Annotated in this window: 24 protein-coding genes; 12 read left to right on the plus strand and 12 right to left on the minus strand. The window is 72.4% G+C overall.

The window, feature by feature from the left end:
• The first annotated feature begins 247 nt into the window (after window positions 1-247).
• Window positions 248-1,450, plus strand: a complete 1,203-nt coding sequence (locus HET64_RS17825; RefSeq protein WP_215106739.1) for an amino acid deaminase/aldolase — start codon at window positions 248-250, stop codon at window positions 1,448-1,450.
• Window positions 1,451-1,567: 117 nt separating this feature from the next.
• Here the strand turns inward: HET64_RS17825 and HET64_RS17830 are convergent, their stop codons facing one another.
• A complete protein-coding gene (locus HET64_RS17830) occupies window positions 1,568-2,530 on the minus strand; it encodes a DUF2510 domain-containing protein (protein WP_215106741.1) in 963 nt (320 codons plus the stop codon).
• Window positions 2,531-2,579: 49 nt separating this feature from the next.
• Entirely contained in the window at window positions 2,580-3,515 is a 936-nt protein-coding gene (locus HET64_RS17835) for a LysR family transcriptional regulator (protein ID WP_215106743.1), read from the minus strand.
• A 70-nt stretch (window positions 3,516-3,585) separates the two neighbouring features.
• On the opposite strand from HET64_RS17835, the gene HET64_RS17840 reads away from it, so the two are divergent.
• Complete coding sequence (locus tag HET64_RS17840) at window positions 3,586-4,773, plus strand: TDT family transporter (RefSeq protein ID WP_215106745.1); 1,188 nt, start codon at window positions 3,586-3,588, stop codon at window positions 4,771-4,773.
• Here the strand turns inward: HET64_RS17840 and HET64_RS17845 are convergent.
• The 4 genes from HET64_RS17845 to HET64_RS17860 all read right to left on the minus strand — a co-directional run bounded on the left by HET64_RS17845 (window position 4,712) and on the right by HET64_RS17860 (window position 9,990).
• Complete coding sequence (locus HET64_RS17845) at window positions 4,712-5,422, minus strand: helical backbone metal receptor (RefSeq protein WP_215106746.1); 711 nt, start codon at window positions 5,420-5,422, stop codon at window positions 4,712-4,714. The two genes, HET64_RS17840 and HET64_RS17845, sit on opposite strands and share 62 nt — an antisense overlap.
• A 107-nt stretch (window positions 5,423-5,529) precedes the next feature.
• A complete protein-coding gene (locus tag HET64_RS17850; RefSeq protein ID WP_215106748.1) occupies window positions 5,530-6,075 on the minus strand; it encodes a helix-turn-helix domain-containing protein in 546 nt (181 codons plus the stop codon).
• Between the two features lie 164 nt (window positions 6,076-6,239).
• On the minus strand, window positions 6,240-8,861 hold the full coding sequence (locus tag HET64_RS17855; protein WP_215106750.1) for an ABC transporter permease/substrate binding protein: 2,622 nt from the start codon (window positions 8,859-8,861) through the stop codon (window positions 6,240-6,242).
• Window positions 8,854-9,990, minus strand: a complete 1,137-nt coding sequence (locus HET64_RS17860; protein ID WP_215106752.1) for a glycine betaine/L-proline ABC transporter ATP-binding protein — start codon at window positions 9,988-9,990, stop codon at window positions 8,854-8,856. Before HET64_RS17860 ends, HET64_RS17855 begins: the two co-directional genes overlap by 8 nt.
• A gap of 259 nt (window positions 9,991-10,249) precedes the next feature.
• Here HET64_RS17860 and HET64_RS17865 point away from each other — a divergent pair, with 259 nt between their 5' ends.
• Together HET64_RS17865 and HET64_RS17870 are read left to right on the plus strand one after the other, a co-directional pair.
• Window positions 10,250-11,158 carry a 5'-3' exonuclease gene (locus HET64_RS17865; protein ID WP_215106785.1) on the plus strand — a complete coding sequence of 303 codons (909 nt, stop codon included), beginning with the start codon at window positions 10,250-10,252 and terminating at the stop codon, window positions 11,156-11,158.
• A gap of 52 nt (window positions 11,159-11,210) precedes the next feature.
• Window positions 11,211-12,062: a siderophore-interacting protein gene (locus tag HET64_RS17870; RefSeq protein WP_215106754.1), complete on the plus strand. Its 852-nt coding sequence runs from the start codon at window positions 11,211-11,213 to the stop codon at window positions 12,060-12,062.
• A gap of 206 nt (window positions 12,063-12,268) precedes the next feature.
• Here HET64_RS17870 and HET64_RS17875 read toward each other — a convergent pair whose 3' ends face one another.
• A complete protein-coding gene (locus tag HET64_RS17875; protein WP_215106756.1) occupies window positions 12,269-13,024 on the minus strand; it encodes a MerR family transcriptional regulator in 756 nt (251 codons plus the stop codon).
• A 166-nt stretch (window positions 13,025-13,190) separates the two neighbouring features.
• Between HET64_RS17875 and HET64_RS17880 the strand changes: the two genes are divergently transcribed.
• The 5 genes from HET64_RS17880 to HET64_RS17900 all read left to right on the plus strand — a co-directional run bounded on the left by HET64_RS17880 (window position 13,191) and on the right by HET64_RS17900 (window position 17,394).
• Entirely contained in the window at window positions 13,191-14,108 is a 918-nt protein-coding gene (locus tag HET64_RS17880) for a hypothetical protein (RefSeq protein WP_251145478.1), read from the plus strand.
• Window positions 14,105-14,542 (plus strand): ABA4-like family protein, encoded by a 438-nt coding sequence (locus HET64_RS17885; protein ID WP_215106760.1) that lies wholly within the window; start codon window positions 14,105-14,107, stop codon window positions 14,540-14,542. Before HET64_RS17880 ends, HET64_RS17885 begins: the two co-directional genes overlap by 4 nt.
• A gap of 113 nt (window positions 14,543-14,655) precedes the next feature.
• Window positions 14,656-15,240 (plus strand): sigma-70 family RNA polymerase sigma factor, encoded by a 585-nt coding sequence (locus HET64_RS17890; protein WP_215106762.1) that lies wholly within the window; start codon window positions 14,656-14,658, stop codon window positions 15,238-15,240.
• Window positions 15,237-15,989, plus strand: coding sequence for an anti-sigma factor domain-containing protein (locus HET64_RS17895; protein ID WP_215106764.1), 753 nt, complete (start codon window positions 15,237-15,239; stop codon window positions 15,987-15,989). Before HET64_RS17890 ends, HET64_RS17895 begins: the two co-directional genes overlap by 4 nt.
• 37 nt (window positions 15,990-16,026) lie before the next feature.
• On the plus strand, window positions 16,027-17,394 hold the full coding sequence (locus HET64_RS17900) for a deoxyribodipyrimidine photo-lyase (RefSeq protein WP_215106766.1): 1,368 nt from the start codon (window positions 16,027-16,029) through the stop codon (window positions 17,392-17,394).
• A gap of 66 nt (window positions 17,395-17,460) precedes the next feature.
• On the opposite strand, the gene HET64_RS17905 is transcribed toward HET64_RS17900, so the two are convergent.
• From HET64_RS17905 to HET64_RS17925, 5 genes are read right to left on the minus strand one after another with little or no spacing between them, the layout of a single operon-like run.
• The gene (locus HET64_RS17905; protein ID WP_215106768.1) at window positions 17,461-18,264 is read right to left on the minus strand and encodes a DUF1295 domain-containing protein; all 804 of its coding nucleotides are present in this window, start codon (window positions 18,262-18,264) and stop codon (window positions 17,461-17,463) included.
• Window positions 18,261-19,613 carry a cyclopropane-fatty-acyl-phospholipid synthase family protein gene (locus HET64_RS17910; protein WP_215106770.1) on the minus strand — a complete coding sequence of 451 codons (1,353 nt, stop codon included), beginning with the start codon at window positions 19,611-19,613 and terminating at the stop codon, window positions 18,261-18,263. Before HET64_RS17910 ends, HET64_RS17905 begins: the two co-directional genes overlap by 4 nt.
• Window positions 19,610-20,875 carry a cyclopropane-fatty-acyl-phospholipid synthase family protein gene (locus HET64_RS17915; protein WP_215106772.1) on the minus strand — a complete coding sequence of 422 codons (1,266 nt, stop codon included), beginning with the start codon at window positions 20,873-20,875 and terminating at the stop codon, window positions 19,610-19,612. The genes HET64_RS17910 and HET64_RS17915 overlap by 4 nt, the downstream gene beginning before the upstream one ends.
• Window positions 20,872-21,594, minus strand: a complete 723-nt coding sequence (locus HET64_RS17920) for a DUF1365 domain-containing protein (protein ID WP_215106775.1) — start codon at window positions 21,592-21,594, stop codon at window positions 20,872-20,874. Before HET64_RS17920 ends, HET64_RS17915 begins: the two co-directional genes overlap by 4 nt.
• The gene (locus HET64_RS17925) at window positions 21,591-22,874 is read right to left on the minus strand and encodes an NAD(P)/FAD-dependent oxidoreductase (protein WP_215106777.1); all 1,284 of its coding nucleotides are present in this window, start codon (window positions 22,872-22,874) and stop codon (window positions 21,591-21,593) included. Before HET64_RS17925 ends, HET64_RS17920 begins: the two co-directional genes overlap by 4 nt.
• A 303-nt stretch (window positions 22,875-23,177) precedes the next feature.
• Here HET64_RS17925 and HET64_RS17930 point away from each other — a divergent pair, with 303 nt between their 5' ends.
• From HET64_RS17930 to HET64_RS17940, 3 genes are all read left to right on the plus strand, one after another.
• On the plus strand, window positions 23,178-23,825 hold the full coding sequence (locus HET64_RS17930; RefSeq protein WP_215106779.1) for a fasciclin domain-containing protein: 648 nt from the start codon (window positions 23,178-23,180) through the stop codon (window positions 23,823-23,825).
• A gap of 94 nt (window positions 23,826-23,919) precedes the next feature.
• Window positions 23,920-24,879, plus strand: a complete 960-nt coding sequence (locus tag HET64_RS17935; RefSeq protein WP_215106781.1) for an ADP-ribosylglycohydrolase family protein — start codon at window positions 23,920-23,922, stop codon at window positions 24,877-24,879.
• Between the two features lie 129 nt (window positions 24,880-25,008).
• The gene (locus HET64_RS17940; protein ID WP_215106783.1) at window positions 25,009-25,446 is read left to right on the plus strand and encodes an SPW repeat protein; all 438 of its coding nucleotides are present in this window, start codon (window positions 25,009-25,011) and stop codon (window positions 25,444-25,446) included.
• The last annotated feature ends 135 nt before the right edge of the window (window positions 25,447-25,581 follow it).

Consider the following 25,581-nt stretch of genomic DNA (forward strand, 5'->3'; position numbering starts at 1 on the left):
GTCAGATTTTTATAAGAGACAGGGGCGGCACAGGGGTGCGCTGCGCTTCGGTACTCATCCGGCCCCCCGCATACACGTCCTCGTACCGACCACGGATCACCGCCGCTGACAGGCCCGTTGGTGCTCGCGTGCACGTCACTCTACGGGCTGCGGGCGGGCGGCGGGGAACGGGACGCCCCGGTCGGCGGACGATCTGTCCTGATCGTCCCCCTACCCAGCCGTAGCGGCTCTCTGGCAAGCTGCGGCCATGACTGCCCGCGCCGCTGACCGGACCCGCTACAACCGGGCCACCGCCCATCTCGACGCCCCGATCGCGATCGTCGATCTTGAGGCGTTCGACGCCAACGCCGACGATCTGGTGCGTCGGGCGGCCGGGAAGCCGGTCCGGGTGGCGAGCAAGTCGGTGCGGTGCCGGGCCCTGCTGGAGCGGGTGCTCGCGCGACCCGGGTTCGCCGGGATCATGTCGTACACGCTGGCGGAGTCGCTGTGGCTGGCGCGGGCCGGGTTCGACGACGTCCTGCTGGCCTACCCGTCGGCCGACCGGTCCGCGTTCGCGGAGCTGGCGGCCGATCCCAAGCTCGCCGGGGCCGTGACCGTGATGGTCGACGACCACGCCCAGCTGGAGCTGATCGATGCCTCCCGGGCGGGTGGCCGGGAGGAGATCCGGGTCTGCCTGGAGCTGGACACCTCGCTGCGGATGCTGGGCGGCCGGGTCAGGATCGGGGCGCTGCGCTCTCCCCTGCGCTCCCCCGCGCAACTCGCCGAACTGGCCCGCTCGGTGGCCCGCAGGCCGGGCTTCCGGCTGGTGGGGCTGATGGCGTACGAGGGGCATGTCGCCGGGGTCGGCGACGCGCTGGCGGGTCGGCCGCTGCGGTCCCGGGCGATCCGGCTGATGCAGTCGGCCGCCCGCAGGGAGCTGGCGGTGCGCCGGGCCGAGGTGGTGCGGGCGGTCCGGGCGGTCGCACCGGAGCTGGAGTTCGTCAACGGCGGCGGGACCGGCAGTGTGCAGCACACGGCGGCCGAGGCCGCGGTGACGGAGATCGCGGCCGGTTCGGGGCTGTACGTGCCCCGGCTGTTCGACAACTACACCTCGTTCACCGGCCGGCCGGCGGCCCTGTTCGCGCAGCCCGTGGTGCGCCGGCCGGGCGTGGGCGTGGTGACGGTGCTCGGGGGCGGCTATCCGGCCTCCGGCGCGGCCGGCGCCGACCGCTCGCCGGTGCCGTATCTGCCGGAGGGGCTGCGCTACGACGCGCAGGAGGGCGCGGGCGAGGTGCAGACGCCGCTGCTGGGCTCCCCCGCCGACGACCTCCTGATCGGCGACAAGGTGTGGTTCCGGCACGCCAAGGCCGGGGAGCTGTGCGAGCGTTTCGACGCGCTGCACCTGATCGAGGGCGACCGGGTCACGGCGAGCGTTCCGACGTACCGGGGCGAGGGGCAGACCTTCCTCTGACCCGGGGCCCGCGGGTGACCCAGGGCCTTCCGTTTGGATCCCGTCGGGCTCGCCGGGTCCGGCACGCGCACCTGATCCGACCTGCTCCAGACGAAAGGCCCTCGGCCGATCCGGGCTTCAGGGGCCGACGGACGCACCCACTCCACCGCTCGTCGCGCTGTCGCCGAGCGGGCGGATGCCCCGGGTGATCGTGTCCATCAGGGACAGCGGCAGGCCGGGTGCCTCGGCGTCGAAGGCGAACCGGACGATCACCGGTGTCCCGGCGCCCACCGAGGAGGGAAAGACCACGGACTGCACGTACCCACCGGGCCCCTCGCCGGTGGTGACCTGCCAGCGCACCAGATGGCCGGTGCGGCCGGCGACGGTCAGCTCCTGCGTCTTGAGCACCTTGTGGGACGTGATGCCGCCGTGGGTGCGCCGGCCGAGGTCGTCCTCCTCGTAGGCCTTGTCGGCCGCGGTGACGATGTCGGCCTCGGCCAGGGTTCGGACATCGGTCTCGCCGCCCCGGGCGGTGCGGGTCGTGACCGTGCCGTGGTAGCAGAACGCCGCTCCTCCGGGGCAGTCGTAGGACTGCTCGGTGCGGATGGTGGGGGCGTCGTCGGAGGTGCTCTCCGGCTTCTCCCAGCCCTTGGGGACCGGCAGGGTGACCCCGTTGAGCTGGTCGACGAGGACGGCGGGGTCCTCGTCCGGGTCGGGCTCGGCGGAGGAGGCGGTGGCCGTGGGGGCGGTGACGGGGGCCGGGGGCGAGGCGGTCGTCGTCGGAGCGGCGGGCGTGCCGCCCTCGTCGCGGCCGAGCAGCACGGCCCCGGCGACGGCCGCGCCCAGGACCAGCACCCCGGAGAGCGTGATCGCCAGGACCTTCGTCCGGCTGCCGCTGCCGGCCTCGTGCCGGGGGCCGCGCTGGTGCGGGAGCGGAAGCGACGGCGGGCCGAACGCCGCGGGTGCGGGCGGCTGTTCCGGTGCGGCGTGGGCAGCGTCGGGCCTGCGGGTGTGCACGGTCCAGGCCGTGCCGTCCCACCAGCGCTCAAGGCCGGGTGCGCCCGTGTCCGGGTACCAGCCGGGCGGCGTCGCGTAACTCATGCCCCCACTCTAGGGTCCGGCTCCGACACGGCGGCCGGGGTTCGCGGGGTCAGGCGTCGCGGCCGGTCAGGGACAGCAGATCGCGGGCGGGTCCGGTGGGGCGGTGGCCCCCGGGCCAGACCGCGCGCAGCTGGCGTCGCAGCCGTACGCCCGCGATGGGGACCTTGACGAGGCGGCGGGACGACAGCTCCTCGCCGAGGGCCAGTTCGCTCAGCACGCAGGGGCCCGCGCCGCTCTCCGCCGCGCCCTTGACCGCCGTGGTCGAGGAGAGCTCCAGCAGGGGCTGGGCCAGTCCGCCGTGCACGGCGAGCGCCGCGTCCAGGACCTGGCGGGTCCCGGAGCCGTGTTCGCGCAGGATCAGCGGGGTGACGGCGAGTTCGCCGGGCAGCAGCGGGGTGCGGCGGCGGGCCCAGGGGTGGCTGGGGGCGACCACGACGACGAGGCGGTCGTGGGCGATGACGGTGCCGTCGAGACCCTCCGGTATCGACAGGCCCTCGACGAAGCCGAGGTCGGCCTCGCCGGTGACCAGGCGGCGGGCGACGGCAGCGGAGTTGCCGACGAGGAGCGAGACCGCGGTGTCCGGCCGCTCGCCGCGCAGGGCGATCAGCCAGCCCGGCAGCAGGTACTCGGCGATCGTCATGCTGGCGGCGACCCGCAGCCGGGAGTCGCGCCGGTCGCGCAGCGCCTGGGCTCCCGCGTCGAAGGCCTCCGCCGCCTCGACGACCCGGCGCGCCCAGTCGGTGACCAGCGCGCCCGCGTCGGTGAGCCGGGAGCCTCGCGGGGAGCGGTCCAGCAGGGCGACGCCGAGCTGGCGCTCCATGGACCGGACACGGCTGGAGGCGGCGGGCTGGGTGATGCCGACGTCCCGGGCGGCCCGCCCGAGGCTGCCGCGCCGGGCGACGGCGAGCAGCAGTTCCAGCGCCCCGAGGTCGGGAACCCGGTGGGAGAGGGAAACGTGGGGTGCGTGTGCGTCGTCGCCGGTCATAAAGCCAGCTTATGACCTCATAGGAACGGGGTCCCTGGTGGGCGGGGACCCGGCCGCGAAGAATCGTGGCATGACCATCTTTCCGGTGACCCGGACCGCCGCTCCGCCGCACCCCGCCACGCTTCCGGCCCGCCCGGCGGAGGCGCCCGGCGACGGGAGGCGGCTGCCGTTCCTGCGGTACATCGGCCCCAACTGGTACGCGAGCGTCATGGGGACCGCGATCGTCGCGAGCGCCGGCGCGATGCTTCCGGGGGACGTTCCCGGGCTGCGGGCCGCGTGCACCGTGGTGTGGGCGCTGTCGGCCGTGCTGCTGTCGGCCGTCCTCGCCGCCCGTGCCGGGCACTGGCTCTGCCACCGTGACCAGGCGCGGGCCCATCTGCTGGACCCGGCCGTCGCCCCGTTCTACGGCTGTCTGGCGATGGCGCTGCTGGCCGTCGGCGGGGCCACGCTGACGGTGGGCCAGGACGTGGTGGGCGCCCGGGCGGCGCTCGCGGTGGACGTGGTGCTGTTCGTGGCGGGTACGGCGATCGGCCTGGTGGCCGCTGTGGTGGTGCCGTATCTGATGGTCGTACGCCACCGTCCCGCGCCCGGGACCGCGTCGCCGGTGTGGCTGCTGCCGCTGGTCGCCCCGATGGTGTCGGCCTCGCAGGGCGCGCTGCTGGTGCCCCACGTCGCCGCCGGACAGGGGCGCGAGGCGTTGCTGCTGGCCTGCTACGCGATGTTCGGCCTGTCGCTGCTGGCCACGCTGGTGGTGCTGCCGCTGGTCTTCTCCCGGCTGGTCCACCACGGTCCGCTGCCGCTCGCGCTTACTCCGACGCTCTTTCTGGTGCTGGGCCCGCTCGGGCAGTCGACGACCGCCGTCAATCAGCTGGCCGACGCCGCCCCGGGGGCGGTCGGGGCCCCCTACGCCTCCGCGTTCGGCGCGTTCGCCGTGCTGTACGGGGTGCCGGTGATGGGGTTCGCGCTGCTGTGGCTGGCCCTGGCGACCGCGATGGTGGTGCGGGCCGCCCGGAACGGCATGGGCTTCGCGATGACGTGGTGGGCGTTCACCTTCCCCGTCGGTACGTGTGTGACGGGCGCGGCGGGTCTGGCGCGGCACACCGGGCTCGATGCGCTGACCTGGCCGGCGGTGGCGCTGTACGTCCTCCTGGTGGCGGCCTGGGCGGCGGCCGGGACGCGGACGGCGCTCGGGGTGCTCAGCGGAGCGCTGACGGCAGCGCCCGTGCCGCCTCGGCCAGCGACGGCCCGTACCACGTGAGCAGCCGTCCGTCGACGAGTGCGGCGGGCAGGGCGGGGAAGGCCTCGGGCCCGTCGTCCGCGGTGAAGCGGTAGGGCTCGTCGGGCAGCACGACCAGCTCGGCCCCGGCGGCGTTCAGCTCGTCGAGCGGGATGCGCGGGTAGCGCTCGGCATGGCCGGCGTACACGTTGCGGATGCCGAGGCGGGCGAGGAGGTCCCCGGCGAAGGTGTCGTGGCCGAGGACCATCCAGGGCCTCCGCCAGATCGGTACGACGGCGGGGCGCGGGCTTCCGCAGGGCGCGGGCAGGGCGGCCCAGGCGGCCTCCGCCTCGTCCAGCCAGCGGGGCCGGGCGAGCCCGCAGCCGTCGACGAGGACGCGGTGCAGTTCGGCGAGCGCCTGATCCAGGGTGCGGACCTCGGTGACCAGGACGTCGAGCCCGGCGGCCCCGAGCGCGTCGAGGTCGGGGGCCCGGTTCTCCTCCTCGTTGGCGATCACCAGGTCGGGGGCGAGGGCGGCGATCGCGGCCACGTCCGGGTTCTTCGTGCCGCCGACGCGGGCGGCGGGGAGATCCGCGGGGTGCGTGCACCAGTCGGTGACCCCGACGAGCAGTCCGGGTGCGGTGTGGGCGACGGCCTCGGTGAGCGAGGGGACCAGGGAGACGACGCGCACGGACGGGCCTTTCGCGGGTGGAGGGGCGGGATCACTCGCCCCCGTGCTCATTCGCCCCGTACGCGTGCGCCCGTACGGGCTCGGCACCGTACGGACGGCTTACGGGGTCAGCGGCGCGAGTCGAACGTGGCGTCGATGTGTTCGGCCACCGCGACGACCAGGAGCCGGGTGCCGGGGACGGTGGCGCGCCAGCGGTGGCGGACCCCGCCGGAGAGGAACAGGGTGTCGCCGCGTTCCAGGCGGTGGACCTGGCCTTCGGCCTCGACGTCGACGGCGCCCTCGACGACGTACATCAGTTCGTCGTTGCGGTGCTGGAACTCGCGGCCGAGGTCCGGTTCGCCGGTGAACTCCAGGGCGTTGAGCTGATGTCGGCCGCGCACCAGGCGGCGTACGCCTTCGCCCTCCTCGGCCCGGACGACGTCCACGGCGCGCGCGGAGTCGGCGGCGGCCCGCAGCCGCCCGGTGGTGGTCTCCAGCGCTTCGGCGACCCGGTCGAGGGAACGGGCGCTGGGGCGGGCGCGCTCGTTCTCGATCTGGCTGAGGAAGGGCACGGAGAGGCCGCTGCGCGAGGCGACCGCGGCCAGCGTGAGTCCCAGGGTTCTGCGCCGTCGGCGGACGGCGGCGCCCACCCGCGGTGTGTCCTTGTCGTCCATGTCCCGGCTCCCTCCCGCCTCCGCCATCCTCCCGGTTGCCAGCACCTTACGCACATGGTTGCGCACGACGTCCGGTAAACGCTCCCCGGGCAGCCGGAAGGGGCGGCCCCGCCCGAAGGCGGGGGCCACCCCTGACGACCTGCTGCTTTCGTGCCCGTGGGCCCCTACTGGGGCGCCATGGTGTCCGCCATGCCCGGGTTGTCGTCCATCCAGGCCTTCACGGCTTCCTCCTCGTGGCCCACGCCGCGCTTCTGGATCTCGTTCTCCAGGCCGCCGAGCTGCTTCTCGGTGAGCTTGAAGTCCTTGAACCACTTCGTCAGCTGCGGGTACTGCTTCGGGAACTCCTTGGAGGCGATGGTGTGCAGCCGGTCGCCCTCACCGAACGCCTTCTTCGGGTCCTCCAGCTTGGTCATGCCGTACTCGTTGTACGCCCAGTGCGGGGTCCACAGCAGGACGGCGATGGGCTCCTTCTTGGCGTACGCGCGCTTCAGCTCGGCCAGCATGCCGGGCGTGGAGGAGTCGAGGACCTCGTACTCCTCGTCCAGGCCGTAACCCGGCAGGACGTTCTTCTTGAGGTTCTCCATGGTGGCGGTGCCGGGCTCGATGCCGACGATCCGGCCCTTGAAGTCGGAGCCCTTGCCCTTGAGGTCGTCGAGGGTCTTGACGTCCTTGACGTAGTCGGGGACGGCGACCTCGATGGAGGTCGGCCCGTACCAGGAGCCGATGTCGGTCAGCTTGTCGCCGTACTTGTCCCAGTAATTCTTCTGGGTGTACGGCAGCCAGCCGTCGAACTGCACGTCGATCTGGCCGCGTGACATCGCGGCGTACATCGGGCCGACCTCGAACTGCTTGAGGTTGATCTTGTAGCCGCGCTCCTCCAGGACCGCCTTCCACAGGTACGTGGCGGCGATGTCCTCCTCCCAGGGGAACCAGGCGACCTCGACGGCACGGTCACGCTCGTCCTTGCCACCGTCGGCCTTGGCGTCCTCCGGGACCGGGGACCACTTGTCGGCGACGCCCGGGTTGTCCTTCAGCCAGGTGCGGACGGCTTCCTGTTCCTTGCCGGAACCGGACTTCTGGATCTCGGCCTCAAGGCTGGTGAGCTGCTTCTCGCTCATCTTGAAGTCCTTGAGCCACTTGCTGACCACGGGGTTCTCGGCGGAGAAGCCCTTGCGCGCCAGGGTGTGGACGCCGTCGCCCTTGCCCCAGAGACCCTTGGGGTCCTTCAGCTTGGTGAGGTCGTACTCGTTGTACGCCCAGTGCGGCGACCAGAGCGGAACCACGATCGGCTCCTTCTTGGCGTACGCGCGCTTCAGCTCGGCCAGCATGGACGGCGTGGAGCCGTCGATGAGCTTGTACTCCTTGTCCAGGCCGTAGCCCGGCAGCAGCTTGTCCTTGAGCAGGCCCATCTCGCCGGCGCTCGGCTCGATGCCGACGATGCGGCCCTTGAACTCGGACGCCCGGCCCTTCAGGTCGTCCATCGTCTGGACGTCCTTCATGTACGCGGGGACGGCGAGCTCCAGCGAGGTCGGGGCGAACCACGCGCCGAGGTCCTCCAGGCGGTCCTTGTACTTCGCCCAGTAGCTGGCGTGGGTGACCGGCAGCCACGAGTCGGTCTGGAAGTCGATCTGCCCGTTGGCCATACCGGTGTACAGCGCGCCGGCCTCGTACTGCTTGACGTCGACCTCGAAGCCGCGCTGCTCCAGCATCTCCTTCCAGAGGAACGTGGAGGCGATGCCCTCGTCCCACGGGATGTAGCCGATGCTGACCTTCTTGCCGTCGCCGATCTGCGGGGCCTTGCCCGCGGTGTCGTCCTTGGAGCCGCCGAAGACGCTCATACTGCCCGCGACGAGCGCGAGGACGACGATGCCGACGGCCGCGATGCGGGGCTGCGGACGGTAGGTCCAGATCTTCCAGCCCTCGGCCATGGCCTGGGCCTTGGCGACCGCGCGGCGGCCCAGCGGGGAGACCTCGGTGCCCAGCGCGCCGGTCATCCGGTCCAGGTACATGGCGAGGATGACGATGGAGATGCCCGCCTCGAAACCGAGGCCGACGTCGACGTTGCCGATGGCGCGGTAGACGGAGCCGCCGAGGCCGCCGCCGCCGACCATGCCCGCGATGACGACCATGGACAGGCCGAGCATGATGACCTGGTTGATTCCGGCCATGATCGTGGGCAGGGCGAGCGGCAGCTGGACGCGCAGCAGGGTGTTGCGCGAGGTGGTGCCGAAGGCCTCGGCCGCCTCGACGAGTTCGCCGTCGACCTGGCGGATGCCGAGTTCGGTCATCCGGACGCCCGGGGGCAGCGCGAAGATGATCGTGGCGATGATGCCGGGGACCACGCCGACGCCGAAGAAGATGACGCCGGGGATCAGGTAGACCATGGCGGGCATGGTCTGCATGAAGTCCAGGACCGGCCGGGTGATCGCGCTGACCGTCTTGGACCGGGAGGCCCAGATGCCCAGCGGCACGGCGATGACCAGGGTGACCAGGGTCGCGACGAGCACCAGGGTGAGGGTGTCCATCGCTTCGGCCCACAGTTCGACGGAGTCGATGAGGGCGAACCCGACGAAGGTGAGCAGTGCCGCGGGCAGGCCGCGCAGCCACCAGGCGATGACGGCGACGATGCCCGCGAAGAGCAGCGGTGCGGGGGCGGACAGGACGGCGGCTATGCCGTCGAACATGCCGCTGACGACGGAGCTGATGGCGTCGAAGAGCCAGGCGAGGTGGGTCTGCAGCCAGTCGACCGCGGAGTCGACCCATTCGCCGAGGGGGAGCCTAAACACTGGCCACCTTCTTCACGCCGTCCGCTGCCGCGGGTTCGGTGTCGCGGGGGGCCTCGGCCGGGGTCATCGGCTCACCGAGGACGGCGAGCAGCCGGGAGCTGGGGACGACGCCGACGAGCTTGCCCTTGGCGTCGGTCACGGCGACCGGGTTCGAGCTCTGCGAGCAGGGCGTGAACAGGTCGATGATCGGCGTGGACTCCGGGACCGTGGCGGGGGCCGCGGCCAGCACGTCCTGCGGGGTGCGCAGTTCCGTGCCGTCCGCCGCCCTGGTGCCCATCACGGTGTGCGCCTCGGCCATGATCGCGCCCGCGGTGAGCACCCGGGAGCGGTCGACGTCCTGGGTGAAGGAGGCGACGTAGTCGTTGGCCGGGGTGACGAGGATGTCCTCGGCGGTGCCGAGCTGGACGATCTCCCCGTCGCGCATGACGGCGATCCGGTCGCCCAGGCGCATGGCCTCGTTGAGGTCGTGGGTGATGAAGACGATGGTCTTCTTCAGGCGCTTCTGGAGCTCCAGCAGCTGGTCCTGCATGTCACGGCGGATCAGCGGGTCGAGCGCGCTGAAGGACTCGTCCATGAGCAGCAGGTCGGCGTCGGTGGCGAGCGCGCGGGCGAGGCCCACGCGCTGCTGCATACCGCCGGACAGCTCGTCGGGCCAGGACTTCTCCCAGCCTTCGAGGCCGGTCATCCGCAGCGCCTCGGTGGCGCGCACCTCGCGCTCCTCGCGCGCCACGCCCTGGACCTCCAGGCCGTACGCGGCGTTCTCCAGGACGCTCCGGTGGGGGAAGAGCGCGAAGTGCTGGAACACCATGCTGATCTTGGTGGAGCGGACGTGCCGCAGGTCGCGGGGGCTCAGGGCGGTCAGGTCCTGGCCGTCGAAGAGCACCCGGCCCGCGGTGGGGTCGAGCAGACCGTTGAGCATCCGCAGCAGGGTGGACTTGCCCGAGCCGGACAACCCCATGACGACGAAGATCTGCCCCGGCTCCACGGTGAACGAGGCGTCGATCACCGCTGCGGTCGTTCCCTCGGCGCGCAACTCGTCGCGGTCGGAGCCGCTTTCGAGCTTCCGCACGGCTTCATCGGGTCGTCTGCCGAAGACTTTGTACAAGTGCTCGGCTTGCAGCCTGGACACATACACCTCACGCGTTGAACCGAAAACGGTCTGCCACCCCCTCCGGCAGACCGTGGAGCGGTGCGGGTTCTGTCCGCGTGGCACATGCACTAGTTGAAAATGCGACGTGGTTCGCTCCGATGGCGCGCCTGCCCTCACTTACACAGCCCAAACACAACAGTGATCCAGGTCACTGACCTGCGACGGAGCGACAGTAAGCGGTTACCCGGAGCGACTGTGGGCGCGGTGGGGCATCATCGGGTCTGTGACGCGACGCCTGATGCTCCTCGACACCGCCTCCCTCTACTTCCGCGCCTACTTCGGCGTGCCCGATTCGGTGCGCGCGCCGGACGGTACACCGGTGAACGCCGTGCGCGGACTCCTCGACTTCATCGGCCGCCTGGTGCAGGACCACCGGCCGGACGATCTGGTCGCCTGCTGGGACAACGACTGGCGCCCGCAGTGGCGGGTCGACCTGATCCCGACGTACAAGGCGCACCGGGTCGCCGAGGAGACGCCCGCCGGAGAGACGGACGAGGAGGAGATCCCCGACACGCTGTCCCCGCAGGTCCCGATCATCGAGGACGTGCTGGCGGCGCTCGGGATCGCCCGGGTCGGCGTCACGCCGTACGAGGCGGACGACGTCATCGGCACCCTCACGGGGCGCGCGACCGGGCCGGTGGACATCGTCACCGGCGACCGCGATCTGTATCAGCTGGTCGACGACGCCCGTCAGGTGCGCGTGCTCTACCCGCTCAAGGGCGTCGGCACCCTCCAGATGACCGACGAGGCGTGGCTCCGGGAGAAGTACGGCGTGGACGGCGCGGGCTACGTCGACCTCGCGCTGCTCCGCGGCGACCCGAGCGACGGGCTCCCCGGCGTCCCCGGCATCGGCGAGAAGACGGCGGCGAAGCTGCTGGACGCGTACGGCGATCTCGACGGGATCATGGCGGCGGTGGACGACCCGAAGGCGAAGCTGACGCCCTCGCAGCGCAAGCGGCTGGACGAGTCGCGCGCCTATGTGGCCGTCGCGCCGAAGGTGGTCCGGGTGGCCGGGGATGTCCCGCTGCCCGACTTCGACCCGGCGCTGCCCCGCGAGCCGCGCGACCCGGCCGCCCTGGAGGCGCTGGCGGAGCAGTGGGGGCTGGGCGGAGCGCTTCAGCGACTCCTGACCACCCTTCAGCACTGAGGTGTTAACTTAGGCATACCTAAGCTCACGTTTTCGAACCAGGGAGTACCTCGTGGCAGAGCGGCCGGCCCGGCAGGGACCCACGGCTCAGGGGGCGCAGGTCGTGCGCACCGAGCAGATCACCCCGCACATGGTCAGGGTGGTCCTCGGCGGCGAAGGGCTCGCGGACTTCGCCCTCTCCGGCTTCACCGACCACTACATCAAGCTGTGCTTCGCGCCCGAGGGCGCGGACTACGCACACCCGTTCGACATGGCCGCGATCCGCGAGCGGTACCCGCGCGAGCTGTGGCCCACCACCCGGACGTACACGGTGCGCTCGTGGGACCCGGTCGCCCGGGAGATGGCCGTCGACTTCGTCGTGCACGGCGACGCGGGGCTCGCGGGGCCGTGGGCGCAGCGGGCCCGGGTGGGCGAGCAGGTGACCTTCCTCGGCCCCGGCGGCGGCTACGGCCCCGAGGCGTCGGCGGACTGGCACCTGCTGGTCGGCGACGAGAGCGCGCTGCCGGCGATCGCGGCGGCGCTGGAGCAGATGCCGTCGGGTGCGCTGGTGCACGCCTTCGTGGAGGTGTCGGACGCCTCCGAAGAGCAGAAGATCGTGACGCCCGACGGGGTGGCCGTGACCTGGCTGCACCGCGGCGACCGGCCCGTCGGCGAGCTGCTGACCGCCGCCGTGAAGGGGCTGGACTTCCCGGAGGGCGAGATCCAGGCCTTCGTTCACGGGGAGGCGGGCTTCGTGAAGGAGATCCGCCGGTATCTGCGCGTGGAGCGGCAGATCCCGCTGGCGCGGCTCTCGATCTCGGGTTACTGGCGTCTCGGCCAGAACGACGACGCCTGGCGTGCCGTCAAGCGCGAGTGGAACGAGCAGGTGGAGCGCGAGCAGGAGAGCGGCACGACCGCTCCGTAGCACCCGCCCCGCCATCGGCCATCCCCTGGGTCACCTGCCGGGCACGCCCGGGGCCGCACCGCCGAACAGGCCACCGGACCCCGTCCGCCGCACCCGCGGCCGGCGGGGTCCGCGCGTCGGGGGCGCGGCGGACGGGACCCGGTCGCGGCCCCCGCGCCGGGCCGCCGCGCACACCCGCCGGGCCGCGCACCGGACCCCGCACCGGGTCAGCCCGCGGGGGCCGGCTCCGTACCGCCGGCGCCGGCACCGGCACGGGCCCCGGCGCCCCGCTGCCCGCCGGCGCCCTCTTCCGTGGCGTGGGAGCCCTCCGGATCGACCGGCCCCGAGAGGTTCTGCGGGGACTCGAAGCGCCGGAAGGACACATCGATGTGCGCCAGCCTCCGCAGCGCGCCGAACATCGCCTCGCCGAGGACGGTGCCCACGACGACGCTCTCGACCAGGTCCTCGCGGGCCACCCGCCGCTGTACGTAGTCGAGGTCGGCGCGGGCGACCGGCTCGGCGGCATCCGCGTAGACGTCCAGCAGGCCGATGTATCCGCTGTGCCCGGCCCTGCGCAGCGCGGCCAGCACCCCTGCCAGTGATTCGGCGGCGGGGCCCCGCTCGTCGACGTTCCAGCCCCGCCGCAACACCAGCTCGGCCACCTCCTCCCGCGCCTCCTCCAGGTCCGGCCCCGCCTCTTCCCCTCCTGCCGGGATGACACCGTCCGCTGCGATGCCGAGCACCTTGTGCACCGGCTGTTCGGGGTCGTCCATGACCTCCAGGACCTCGCCGATGCTGGCGAGCGAGAGGCCGCCGACATCCAGCAGAGCCCGGATCAGGCGCAGCCGGCGCTCATGCCCGGGGCCGTAGCGGGCCTGGTTCGGGCTGGTCAACTCCCCTGAGGGCAGCAGCCCTTCCCGTAGGTAGTACTTGATCGTCGGAACCGGGACCCCGGACCTGCGACTCAATTCACCGATGCGCACCGCGTCTTCGCCCCTTCACTCTTGCCAGAAACCGCCCTCATCATAGATAGTCCCTCTATCGGATAGCAGACAGCACGGCTATCCATACTAGTCACATCATCACAGGGGGTCTCTCATGCCGTCATGGCGTTCCTGGCATCGCCCATTAGTCGTCTTCTCCGCCGCGATGGCCGTCATGGCCCTCGTCTCCGCCGTGGGCCTCGTGGTCGACGACCGGGTCCTGGTCGGCATGCCGATCTGGGCGAAGCCGTTCAAGTTCGCCGTGTCCTTCGTCGCGTACTGCACGACCCTGGCCTGGATGCTGACCCGGCTCACCCGGGGGCAGCGGACCGGCCGGTGGGCGGGGCACGTCGTCGTGCTGACGGGCTGCACCGAGATGGTGCTCATCACCGTGCAGGTCCTCCGGGGCCGGCGCAGCCACTTCAATACCGCGACCCCCTTCGACGCGGCACTGTGGACCGCGATGGGGCAGACCGTCGCCGTCCTGTGGGCGGCCACCCTGGTGATCGCCGTCCTGCTGCTGCGCAGCCGCATCGCCGACCGGGCGACGGCCCTGACCGTCCGGGGCGGTCTGCTGGTCTCCCTGGCCGGCGCGGCCCTCGGCTTCCTGATGACAGGGCCGAGCAAGGGCCAGCGGGCGGCGGGGAACCTCGACACCGCCGACACCATCGGCGCGCACTCCGTGGGCGTACCGGACGGCGGCCCGTCCATGCCGCTGACCGGCTGGTCGACGACCGGCGGCGACCTGCGGGCCCCGCACTTCGTGGGCATGCACGCCCTCCAACTCCTGCCGCTCCTCCTGATCGCCCTGCTGTTCCTCGCGCCCCGCTTCGCCCCGCTGCGCGACGCCGGAGTGCGCCTGCGTCTCGTGCGGGTCGCCGTGGGCGGCTACGCGGCGATCGTCGCGCTCATCACCTGGCAGGCGCTCCGGGGGCAGCCGCTGATCCACCCGGACGGGGCCACGCTGGCCGCCGCCGGTGCCGTCCTCGCGGCGGTGGCGTGCGGAACGTGGAGCGCGCTGCGCACGGCCGCCCCCCTCCGCCCGTCCTCCCGCACCGCCGACGACAAGGAGCCCGTGGCATGACCGGCGCACTGTTCGAGATCACGTTCTATCTGGCCGCCCCGTTCTGGCTGCTGATGATCTTCGCCCCCACCTGGTCCGGCACCGCCCGCGTCGCCGCCTCGCCGCTGACCGTGCTCCCGGTGCTCGTCGTCTACGTCGTCATGGCCGTCCCGGTGTTCCCGGAGCTCTGGACGGCGGTGAGCGATCCGGACATCGACACGTTCCGGGATCTGACGGCGCTGGCCGGCGGCGCTGGGGCCATGTGGGCGCAGGTGATCGCCTGGGACCTGCTCCTCGGGCAGTGGATGTACCTCCAGAGCCGGAGGCTGGGACTGTCACCGCTGCTGATGGGTCCGCTGCTGGTCCTGACGATCCTGCTGTCGCCGTTCGGGCTGGTGATCTTCCTCGCCGTCCGCGCGGTACGCCTGCGACGGCGCGAAACGCTCACCGCCTGAGTCGCGTCCACCCGGGGCCCGGTCTGGAAAGATCGCGGGCCTCAGACCAATCCGTACGGTCGCCGGCTCCGAATCACTCCCGGAAGCGACGATCGTCCCGGGAGGAAACCCGCGTGAAGGAAGCCGTACACATCAGTGGGGTGCCCGCGCCCGGCCCCGATCTCCAGGAGCTCCTGGTGCGGGTCGCGCGGGGCGACCAGGACGCGTTCGCCGCGGTGTACGACGCGGTGAGCGGGCCCGTCCTCGGCCTGGTGCGCAGCGTGCTCCGCGATCCGGCCCAGTCGGAGGAGGTGGCGCAGGAGGTGCTGGTGGAGGTGTGGCGCACCGCGCCCCGTTTCCGGGCCTCCCGGGGCAGCGCGATGAACTGGGTGCTGACCCTGGCCCACCACCGGGCCGTCGACCGGGTCCGCTCGGCCGAGGCCGCCTCCGCCCGGGAGCACAAGGCGGCGCTGCTGGACCGGACGCCCGCCTTCGACGAGGTGTCCGAACAGGTCGAGACCCGGTTGGAAAGAGAACAGGTACGGCGCTGTATGCGCACTCTGTCCGAGCTGCAACGGGAGTCGGTGACCCTGGCCTACTACCGGGGCCTGACCTACCGTGAGGTCTCCGAGCTGCTCGCCGTGCCGCTGGGCACCATCAAGACACGACTCCGCGACGGCCTTATCCGCCTGCGCGACTGCCTGGGGGTGAGCGCATGAGCACGGCCGAACTGCACACGCTGACCGGTGCCTATGCCCTGCACGCACTGCCGGATTCCGAACGGCAGGCGTTCGAGCGGCACCTGGAGGACTGCGAGGCCTGCACCCAGGAGGTGCGGGAGCTGTCGGCCACCGCCGCCCGGCTCGGCCTCGCCGTCGCCGAGACCCCGCCGCGCGAGCTGCGCGACCGGGTACTGCGGGAGATCACGACCGTACGCCAGGAGGCTCCGGCGCCCGGCAGGCGGGCACGGACCGGCGGGGGCGGAGGCGCCGGCCGGTGGTACGCCTTCGCGCTCGCCGCCTGTGTCGCCGCGGCCGCCGCGTTCGGCGGGGTCGCTGTCTGGCAGAACCAGGTGGCGCAGGACGCGCGACAGGAGGCGAACCAGGCGCAGCGGCAGAACGAACAGCTGGCCCAGGTGCTCTCGGCCCCGGACGCGAAGACCACGTCGAGTGAGCTGACCGGTGGCGCGCACGGCGCCGTCGTCGTCTCGCAGAGCCAGAACCGTGCGGTGTTCCTGGCCTCGGGGATGGGCCGGCCGCCGAGCGGCAAGGTCTACCAGCTCTGGTTCAACGACGAGGGCACGATGCGCTCGGCCGGTCTGATGAATCCGAAGGCGAGCGACGACGCGGTCCTGCTGGACGGGCCGGTGGACCGGGCGTCCGGGATGGGCATCACGGTCGAACCCGCCGGAGGTTCCGACGAACCGACCTCGTCGCCGGTGGCGCTGATGGACTTCCCGACCGCCTGACCCCTCATCCACGAACCATGCAAGGAGCGCCCGTTCCATGAGTGTCGCGGTGGTGCTGTTCACCTCCGATCTGCGTCTGCACGACAATCCGGTGCTGTGTGCCGCCCTGCGGGACGCGGACGAGGTCGTCCCGTTGTTCGTCCGGGACGAGGCCGTCCACCGCGCCGGGTTCGACGCGCCCAACCGGCTGGCCTTCCTCGCCGACTGCCTGGCCGCCCTGGACGCCGGACTCCGCCACCGGGGCGGCCGGCTGGTCGTCCGCCGGGGCGAGGTGGCCGCCGCGGTGAGGCGGGTGGCCGAGGAGACCGGGGCGGCCTCCGTGCACGTCGCCGCCGGGGTCAGCCGGTACGCGGCCCGGCGCGAGCAACGGATCCGGGAGGCCCTGGCGGGCACCGGCCGTGAGCTGCGCATCCATGACGCGGTGGTCACCGCGCTCGCTCCGGGCCGGGTGGTCCCGACGGGCGGCAAGGACCACTTCGCGGTGTTCACCCCGTACTTCCGTCGTTGGGAGGCGGAGGGAGTACGGGGCACACTGACCGCTCCCCGCACGGTGCGGGTGCCGGACGGCGTGGCGAGCGATCCGCTCCCGGACCGGGACACCGTCAAGAACCTCTCCCCCGGCCTCGCCCGGGGCGGCGAGGAAGCGGGCCGCAAGCTGGTGACGACCTGGCTGCACGGGCCGATGGCCGACTACGAGGACGGCCACGACGACCTGGCCGGCGACGCGACGTCCCGGCTCTCCCCGCATCTCCACTTCGGTACGGTCTCCGCCGCCGAACTGGTCCACCGCGCCCGGGAGAAGGGCGGGTCCGGCGGCGAGGCGTTCGTGCGGCAACTGGCCTGGCGCGACTTCCACCACCAGGTCCTCGCGGACCGGCCGGACGCCTCCTGGTCCGACTACCGGCCACGCCACGACCGCTGGCGCTCCGACGAGGACGAGATCGACGCCTGGAAGTCCGGGCGTACGGGCTATCCGCTGGTGGACGCGGCGATGCGACAGCTCGCGCACGAGGGCTGGATGCACAACCGGGGCCGGATGCTGGCCGCGAGCTTCCTCACCAAGACCCTGTACGTGGACTGGCGGGTGGGCGCCCGGCACTTCCTGGACCTGCTGGTCGACGGCGACGTGGCGAACAACCAGCTCAACTGGCAGTGGGTGGCGGGCACCGGCACGGACACCCGGCCCAACCGGGTGCTCAACCCGGTGATCCAGGGCAAGCGCTTCGACCCCCGCGGTGCCTACGTACGGCGTTGGGTGCCGGAACTGGCGGAGCTGGAGGGGGCCGCGATCCACGAGCCCTGGAAGCTTCAGGGCCTGGACCGGGCGAGCCTGGACTACCCGGACCCGGTGGTGGACCTGGCCGAGGCCCGGGCCCGCTTCGAACGAGCCCGGGGCCTGGACTGACCGGACGACGGTCGCGGCGCGAAAGAGGCCCGTCCCGCGGAGACGCGGGACGGGCCTCTTCGGCTGTCAGACCCGGCGCGGCGGCCGGGGGAAGAAGCCGCTCGTCCGCGCCACGTACGCGTCGAATCCGGGCCGGTCGGCCATATGACGCTCCAGCAGGGCCGCGCCGCTGCCCTTGGTCAGCAGGAAGGTCATCACCAGCGGGGCGACGACGGTGGCGGCAGCGGCGGCGGGGGCCTGGCAGACGAAGAGGAAGAGTCCCCACCAGACGCAGAAGTCGCCGAAGTAGTTCGGATGGCGGGTCCAGGACCACAGCCCCCGGTCCATGATCTTCCCCTTGTTGGCGGGGTCGGCCTTGAACCGGGCGAGCTGCGCGTCGCCGATCGCCTCGAAGGCGAGGCCGACCGCCCACAGGACCGCCCCCGCCCAGGCCCACCACGCGAGCGGCGCGGTGAGGTACTGCGCGGCCTGCACCGGGAGCGAGACCAGCCAGACCAGCGCCCCCTGGAGGAGATACACCTTGCGCAGGGCGTAGAGGTTCGGGTTGCCGGGGGCCTTGGCCAGCATCTTCGCGTAGCGCGGGTCCTCCCCGTGGCCCCGGCCGCGCCGTCCGATGTGGAGGGCGAGGCGCAGCCCCCAGATCACGGTCAGCGCGGTGACCAGGAGCCGGCGGCCGTCGTCGCCGTCGCCCGCCGACAGGCCGTAGGAGACCAGGGCGACGGCGGCGAACCCGATGCCCCAGGCGACGTCGACGATCCGGTGCATGCCCTTCTTCAGGGCGACGGCGAAGGTGACGAGCATGACGCCGAGCGCGGCGAGGGCCGCGCCCGCGAGCCCGCTCGCGAACGCGGACCAGACGAAGCCGCTCACGGGCTCTCCTCCGGGACGGCCGACCCGTACCAGTCGCGCCGGGTGGCCGGCATCGCCGCGGAGCCGACCGGGTCGGGCCGTACGGAGAGGATCTGGTCGACGCCCATCCGGCGTTCCTCGAACGCGAGCGCCCCGCCGACGAGGTAGAGCCGCCACACCCGCGCGGTCTCCTCCCCCACCAGCGCGACGAACTCCGTCCAGCGCTCCTCCAGGGTGCGCCGCCAGGCCTCCACCGTCCACACGTAGTGCTCGCGCAGCGATTCGACGTCACGCACCTCGAGACCGGCGCCCTCCAGCAGGGCGACGGTCTCGCCGAGCGGCCGCATGTGCATGTCGGGGGCGATGTACGACTCGATGAACGCGCCGCCGCCCGGCGCGGTCGTCCCCCGGGACATCTGCTGGACCAGGACCCTGCCCTTCGGCCGCAGCGCGTCGTGCAGGATCGCGGTGAACGCCGGGTACTCGGCGTCCCCGACGTGCTCGCCCATCTCGATGGTGGACACGGCGTCGTACGCGCCCCGGGTCTCCGGCCGCCCCGCGATGTCCCGGTAGTCGATGTTCAGCACCTCGACGAGATCGTCGAGACCACGTGCGCTGACCTGCTCCCGTACGTACGCGGCCTGTTCGGCGGCGAGGGTGACGGCGGTGACGCGGACGCCGTGGCGCTCGGCCGCGTACAGGGTCAGCGAACCCCAGCCGCAGCCGATGTCCAGCAGCCGTGCGCCGGGCCGCAGTCCGAGCTTGCGGCAGATCAGCTCCAGCTTGTCGCGCTGCGCGTCGGCGGAGCCGTAGTCGGGTGCGTCGCTGGTCCAGTAGCCGCAGGAGTACGCCATCGTCTCGTCGAGGAGCAGCGTGTAGAAGGCGTTGGACAGGTCGTAGTGATGGCTGATCGCCGCCCGGTCGCGGGCCTTGCTGTGCAGGGTCCCGCGGAGTCCGGCGCGGGCGGCGGGGACCGGCGGCCGGGGGCCGACCGCGCCGAGGCGCAGGGCGAGGCCCGCCGCCCTGACCCGGTCCGCGAGGGCGGGCGCGGGCGGGGTGAGGCCGCGGTCGCGCGCGGCGCGGCGCATGGCGCGCAGCCCGTCGCCGAGGTCGGTGTCGAGGTCGATGTCGCCGGTGATGTAGGCCTCGGCGAGGCCGAGTTCGCCCGGCTCCCACAGCAGTCGGCGCAGCGCTCTGCGGGTCCGCACATGGACCGTGGGGGCGTCCCTGGGCCCGGTCTCGCTGCCGTCCCACATCCGTACCCGGACCGGCGGCGGGCCCCCGAGGAACCGCTCGATCAGCGGTTCGACGCGCTGGGCGGCCCCGGTCGGGGTGCGCCGGGCGGGGGGCTTGGGTGCGGTCGTGGTCACGCGGTCTCCTCGCGGGTCAGAAGCAGCTGCTGCACATCGAGATAGCCGGAGCGGAAGCCCGCTTCGGAGTAGGCGAGGTAGAAGGTCCACATCCGGCGGAAGACGGCGTCGAAGCCGAGGGCGTCGACCTCGGCCGCCCGTTCGGTGAACCGCTCCCGCCACAGCCGGAGCGTCTCGGCGTAGTGCGCGCCGAAGCGGATGCGCTGCGTGGTGCGCAGGCGGGTGTGGCCGGTGGTGATCCGCTCCACGGCTTCGGTGGAGGGCAGGAGTCCGCCGGGGAAGATGTACTTCTGGATCCAGGTGTACGTGGAGCGGCTGGCGCGCAGCCGGTCGTCCGGCATGGTGATGGCCTGGAGGGCGATCCGGCCGCCGGGGGCGAGCAGCCGGTCCAGGGTCTCGAAGTAGACCGGCCAGAACTCCTCGCCGACCGCCTCGACCATCTCGACGCTGACGATGGCGTCGTAGTCGCCGGTGACGTGGCGGTAGTCGCTCAGCCGCACCTCGACGCGGTCGGCGTACCCGGCCTCGCGGATCCGGGCGCGGGCCAGTTCGCGCTGTTCGGCGGAGAGGGTGACGGTGACGACCCGGGCGCCGCGGGCGGCCGCGCGGACGGCGAGTTCGCCCCAGCCGGTGCCGATCTCCAGGAGGCGGGTGCCCTCGGTGACCCCGGCGGCGTCCAGCAGCCGGTCGATCTTGCGGTGCTGGGCGGCGGGCAGCAGGTCGTGTTCGGCGGGGAAACCGCGGAAGACGGCGGAGGAGTACGAGAGCGTCTCGTCGAGGAAGAGGGCGAACAGCTCGTTGGACAGGTCGTAGTGGTGGCTGATGTTGTCCAGGGAGCCTTCGGGGGTGTTCAACTGCGCGGCGGGCCTGCGCAGCGCCCAGATGCCGCGCAGGCGTTGCAGCGACCGGGGGACGAGGTCGGCGGCGTTGTCGGCCAGCACGGTCAGCACGCCGACCAGGTCGGGCGCGTCCCACTCCCCCGCCATGTAGGACTCGCCGAAGCCGATGAGTCCGCTCGCGCCGATCCGCCGGAAGAAGGCGTCGGGGTCGTGGATGTCCATGAGGGGCCCGCCGAGGCCGATGTCGTCCCTGCCCGCGAGCCGGGCGCGCAGGGGGAGACGGCCGAGCGCGTGGCGGACGATGCGTTCGGCGACGGCGGTCCGGGCGCGGGAGGCCCGGGGCAGCGAGATGATGTCGGGCCAGCGTTCCGGGTCGGTCCCGGGGGTGTGTTCTGCCGGCGGAGCAGAGGTGGGCGCGGTCACTGCATGCCTTCCTGTGGGCGGTGCGGGGGACGGGGCTGCACGGGCAGCCCCCGCAGGTAGAGCCGGATGCCGTGCAGGCGGATCGCGGCGGAGACGAGGACGGTGGAGAGGGGGTGGCGCAGGGCGAGGCGCACCAGCTCCCGGGGGGTGGCCGGGCGGCGGCCTCCCCGTACGGTCGCGGTGAACGGGCGGGCTCCGTCACGCTCCAGGTGGATGCTCAGGTCGAGCCGGGTCCCGGGTTCGGGCAGCCGCATCCGGTAGCCGCCGTCCACGGGGAAGAACGGCGAGACGTAGAACTCCTTGTCGGTCACGGCCCGGTCGTCCCCGTCGGGGCTCAGGAGGTAGCCGTGCCGTCCGCCGTAGGTGTTGTGGACCTCGGCGACGACGCAGAGGGGAGTGCCGTCGGCACGGTGGCACCAGTAGACGGTGATCGGGTTGAAGACGTACCCGAACACCCGGGCCTGGGTGAGCATGGTGACGGTGCCGTCGCCGAGTTCGACGTCCCGGGCCCGCAGGAAGCGCTCCAGGCCGGCCCGGATGGTGGGGGCGGTGCCGCCGAAGTGGTCGCGGGGGTCGAACCGGGCCAGCGGACGCAGGGCGCGCGGCAGCAGGGGCGGCCGGTCGGGGTCGATCAGCCACAGGTACGTCCGGTGCCGGAACGCGTACTTCCCGGGCCGGGTCCGGACATGCGTGATGCTGCACGGGTAGAGGGCGCTCACCAGTTCACCCCCAGGGCCGCCGCGGCCTCGACCCCCGAACGGCAGCCGTCCTCGTGGAACCCCCAGCCGTGGTACGCCCCCGCGTAGGCGGTGACGGGACCGGACAGTGTGTGCAGCCGGCCCTGGGCCGCGACGGATTCCGGGGTGTAGACGGGGTGCTCGTAGACCATGCGGGCGCGCACCGAGGCGGGGTCGACGCGGTCGGAGCCGTTCAGCGTGACCACGAAGGTCTCGGGCGCGTCGAGCCGCTGGAGGCGGCTCATGTCGTAGCTGACGGTGACGCGGTCGGCGTCGGCGGCGCACGAGGGCATCAGGTAGTTCCAGGAGGCCCTGGCCCCCCGGGCGCGCGGCAGCAGCGCGGTGTCCGTGTGCAGCAGGGTCGGGTTGCGGGAGTACCGGAACGCGCCCAGCGTGCCGCGCTCGGCGTCGGTCGGATCGGCGAGCAGCCGCAGCGCCTGGTCGGGGTGGGTGGCGATGACGACGGAGTCGTACGGGGTTCGCGTGCCGTCCTCGGTGGTGATCTCGACGCCGTCCGCGTGCCGGGTGATGGCGCGTACCGGGGTCGAGGTGCGCACGGCGGTGAGCTGCTTGACGAGGAGGTCGACGTAACTGCGCGACCCGCCCGTGACGGTGCGCCAGACCGGGGAGTCACCGATGGTGAGCATGCCGTGGTGGGCGAGGAAGCGAAAGAGATAGCGGGCCGGATAGCGCAGCGCGGTGACCGGGTCGCAGGACCAGACGGCGGAGACCATGGGCGTGAGGAAGTGGGCGTGGAAGTAGGGCGAGAAGCGCCCGCGCCGGGCGAACTCCCCCAGCGTCATCCCGCTCGTCCCGTCCGTCCCGCTCTCCGGCAGCTCCAGGAGGGCCCGGGCCGCACGGTGGAAGCGCGGCACCTCGGCGAGCATCCGCAGATAGGGGCCGCGCACGGCGGAGCGCGGCTGCGCGAAGAGCCCGGCCGGGCCGCGCGCCCCGGCGTATTCGAGGCCGCATCCCTCGCACCGTACGGACATCGACATCTCGGACTCCTGGGTGGCGACGCCCAGTTCGTCGAAGAGCCGCAGCAGGTGGGGGTAGGTCCGCCGGTTGTGCACGATGAACCCGGAGTCGACGCGGTGCACCCGGCCGTCGCGTGCGGTCAGGTCATGCGTGTGGGCGTGGCCTCCGACGCGGTCCTCCGCCTCGTACAGCGTCACCTCGTGGGCGTCCCGGAGAACGTGGGCGGCGGTCAGTCCCGCCACTCCGGATCCGACCACGGCCGTCCGCCGTCGTTCCCCTGCCATTCCGGCTCCCTCCGGTCCTTCCGCACAGATCGGAGCGCTGCTGGAGTGCCCCTCACTACTGCATTCGTGGCTGGGGGCCGAATGGATTGGTCGGTCAGTGGATCTACTCCGAACGGGTGAACAGGAGCCCGGGACCAATCCGCCGGCCGACCGGCGTCGAACCCCCTGTGTGAGAGCAGACCGGCACGACGCGCGGACGGACGGGGCACTTCTGCCCCGCCGGTCCCGCCCGCCGCATGCCCCACTCCCCCTTTCTCTTTTTCTTTCCCTCTCGCACAAGACCTTCGATCCAGGAGAAATGCCATGAACACGCTCCTCTTCCGCCGCGCAGCCGTCGCCGTGTCCGCAGCGGCCGTGCTGCCGCTGGCCCTGACCGCCTGCTCGTCGGACGACTCCTCCAAGGACTCGGCGGCAGGTTCGACGCCCAGCTCGTCCGCACCGGCGAGCCCCTCGGCCGATGACTCGGCGACCATGGACGAGCCGTTCGGCCCGGCGTGTTCGTCGGTGCCGAAGGAAGGCGCGGGCTCGTTCGACGGCATGGCGAAGGACCCGGTCGCCACGGCCGCCTCGAACAACGAGGAGCTGTCGACGCTGGTGGCCGCCGTGAAGCAGGCAGGCCTGGTCGACACGCTCAACAACGCGGAGAACATCACGGTGTTCGCCCCGACCAACGACGCCTTCGCCAAGATCCCGAAGGCCGACCTGGACGCGCTGCTGGCGAACAAGGCCGAGCTCACCAAGGTCCTCACCTACCACGTGGTGGGCGAGAAGCTGACGCCGCAGCAGCTGGAGAAGGGCTCCTTCGACACGCTGGAGAAGAGCAAGCTGACCACGGCCGGCTCGGGCGTCGAGTACACCGTGAACGACGCCTCGAAGGTCGTCTGCGGCAATGTCCCGACCGCCAACGCGACGGTCTACATCGTCGACTCGGTCCTGATGCCCCCGAAGTAACCCCCACCGACCCCACGACGAGGGGCGGGGAGCCGCGGTACACCGCCGGCTCCCCGCCCCTCGTCGTGCGCGGGCGCTGCCCTAGCCTGACCGGATGACACACCGTGAGCCCCTGGGCCGTGGCGACCGCGTGGCCGGAGCCGTGGTCGGGTCCGCCGCCGGGGACGCGCTCGGCGCCCCGTTCGAGTTCGGCCCCGCCGGCGTGTTCACCGCCCGCTTCCCGGACGGCGTCGGGGCGCTGTGCGGGGGCGGCGGCTGGGACCCGGGTGAGGCGACGGACGACACGCAGATGGCCGTGCTGGTCGGGGAGTCGCTGCTGGAGCGGGGCGGCCTGGACCTGCCGGACGTGTTCGACCGGTTCCGGAGGTGGGCCGCGGGCGGGCCGAAGGACATCGGCCTCCAGACCGAGGACGTGCTGACCAACGGCGAACCGTGGGACCTGGCGGCGGCCCTGCACTTCCAGCTCAACGGGCGGGCCGCGGGCAACGGTTCCCTGATGCGGGCGACCACATCGGCGGTGTACTTCGCGCATTCGGGCCGCCCGGCGACGATGGAGGCGGCCCGTCGGATCGCGGCGCTGACCCACGGCGACCGGGCGGCCTGGGAGGGCACCGCGGTCTTCCACGAACTGGTCCGGGTGGCACTGGCGGGCGAGGACCCGCTCGCCGCCCTCCCCGCGGCGCTGGCCGAGGTCCACGCCGGCCACCGGGCCCGCTGGGCAACGGTGCTGGCCCCCGGCTGGCACCCGGGCCTGGCGACCGAGTTCAACGGCGCGGTGTGGCCCTGCCTGGGCACGGCGCTCTGGGCGCTGCGCACGACGGACACCTTCGAGCGGTCCCTGGCGGCCGCCGTCGACGTGGGCGGGGACACCGACACGGTGGCAGCCGTGACGGGTGGCCTGGCGGGAGCGGTCTACGGCATCGGAACGATCCCCGCACGCTGGACCGACCCCCTGCACGTACCGCTGCCCGGCTACGGGGACCGCCGGCTGACCACGGCGGACCTTCGCACCCTGGCAGACCGTCTGGACTCCGAAGGGCCTCGGAGTACCTGAGAATCCCCGCCAACAACATCGCCCGAAAAGTACACATAAGTGCCAGATAAGAGCACTATGGGGATGAGGGCACCTGCCTCATCCATCCGCACGGCGGCGGGGCCCGCACGACGAAGGAGACGAAATCTCATGAGCAACGTCTCACACGCGAGGAGTGACATATCGGGCCACCCCGATGCCTCCGAAATGCGTGCGCGGTACGACCGGGTGATGGGTGGGCGCGATGTGGCGCTGGTGGACGCGCCGGTGTTCCTCGTCGGCCTCTACTGCGCCGTTTCCCCGTGGGTGCTCCACTTCACGGCCAGCCAGCCGGCCCTGGTCACGCACAACCTGGTGATGGGCATCGCCATCGCGGTACTGGCTCTCGGCTTCACCGTGATGCCGGAGCGCATGTACGGCCTGAGCTGGGCGATCTGCGCCATGGGGGCGTGGATCATCGTGTCGAGCTGGGTGGTGGGCAGCAGCCCGGACGCCGGGATCGTGATCAACAACATCATCGTCGGCGGCTTGACCCTACTGCTGGGCATGGTCTGCGCGGGAGCAGCGGCCAGAACCCGCAGCACCTGACCCCGACCGCACCCCGACAGCCTCGCCCCTCTGGTGACCCCCTCCGGCGCTTGAGGAGCGGGGTTCCCAGCCCCTCCGGCGCTTGAGGAGCGGGGTTCCCAGCCCCTCCGGCGCTTGAGGAGCGGGGTCCGGGGC

The organism is Streptomyces sp. McG3, from assembly GCF_018619185.1.
Taxonomy (GTDB): domain Bacteria; phylum Actinomycetota; class Actinomycetes; order Streptomycetales; family Streptomycetaceae; genus Streptomyces.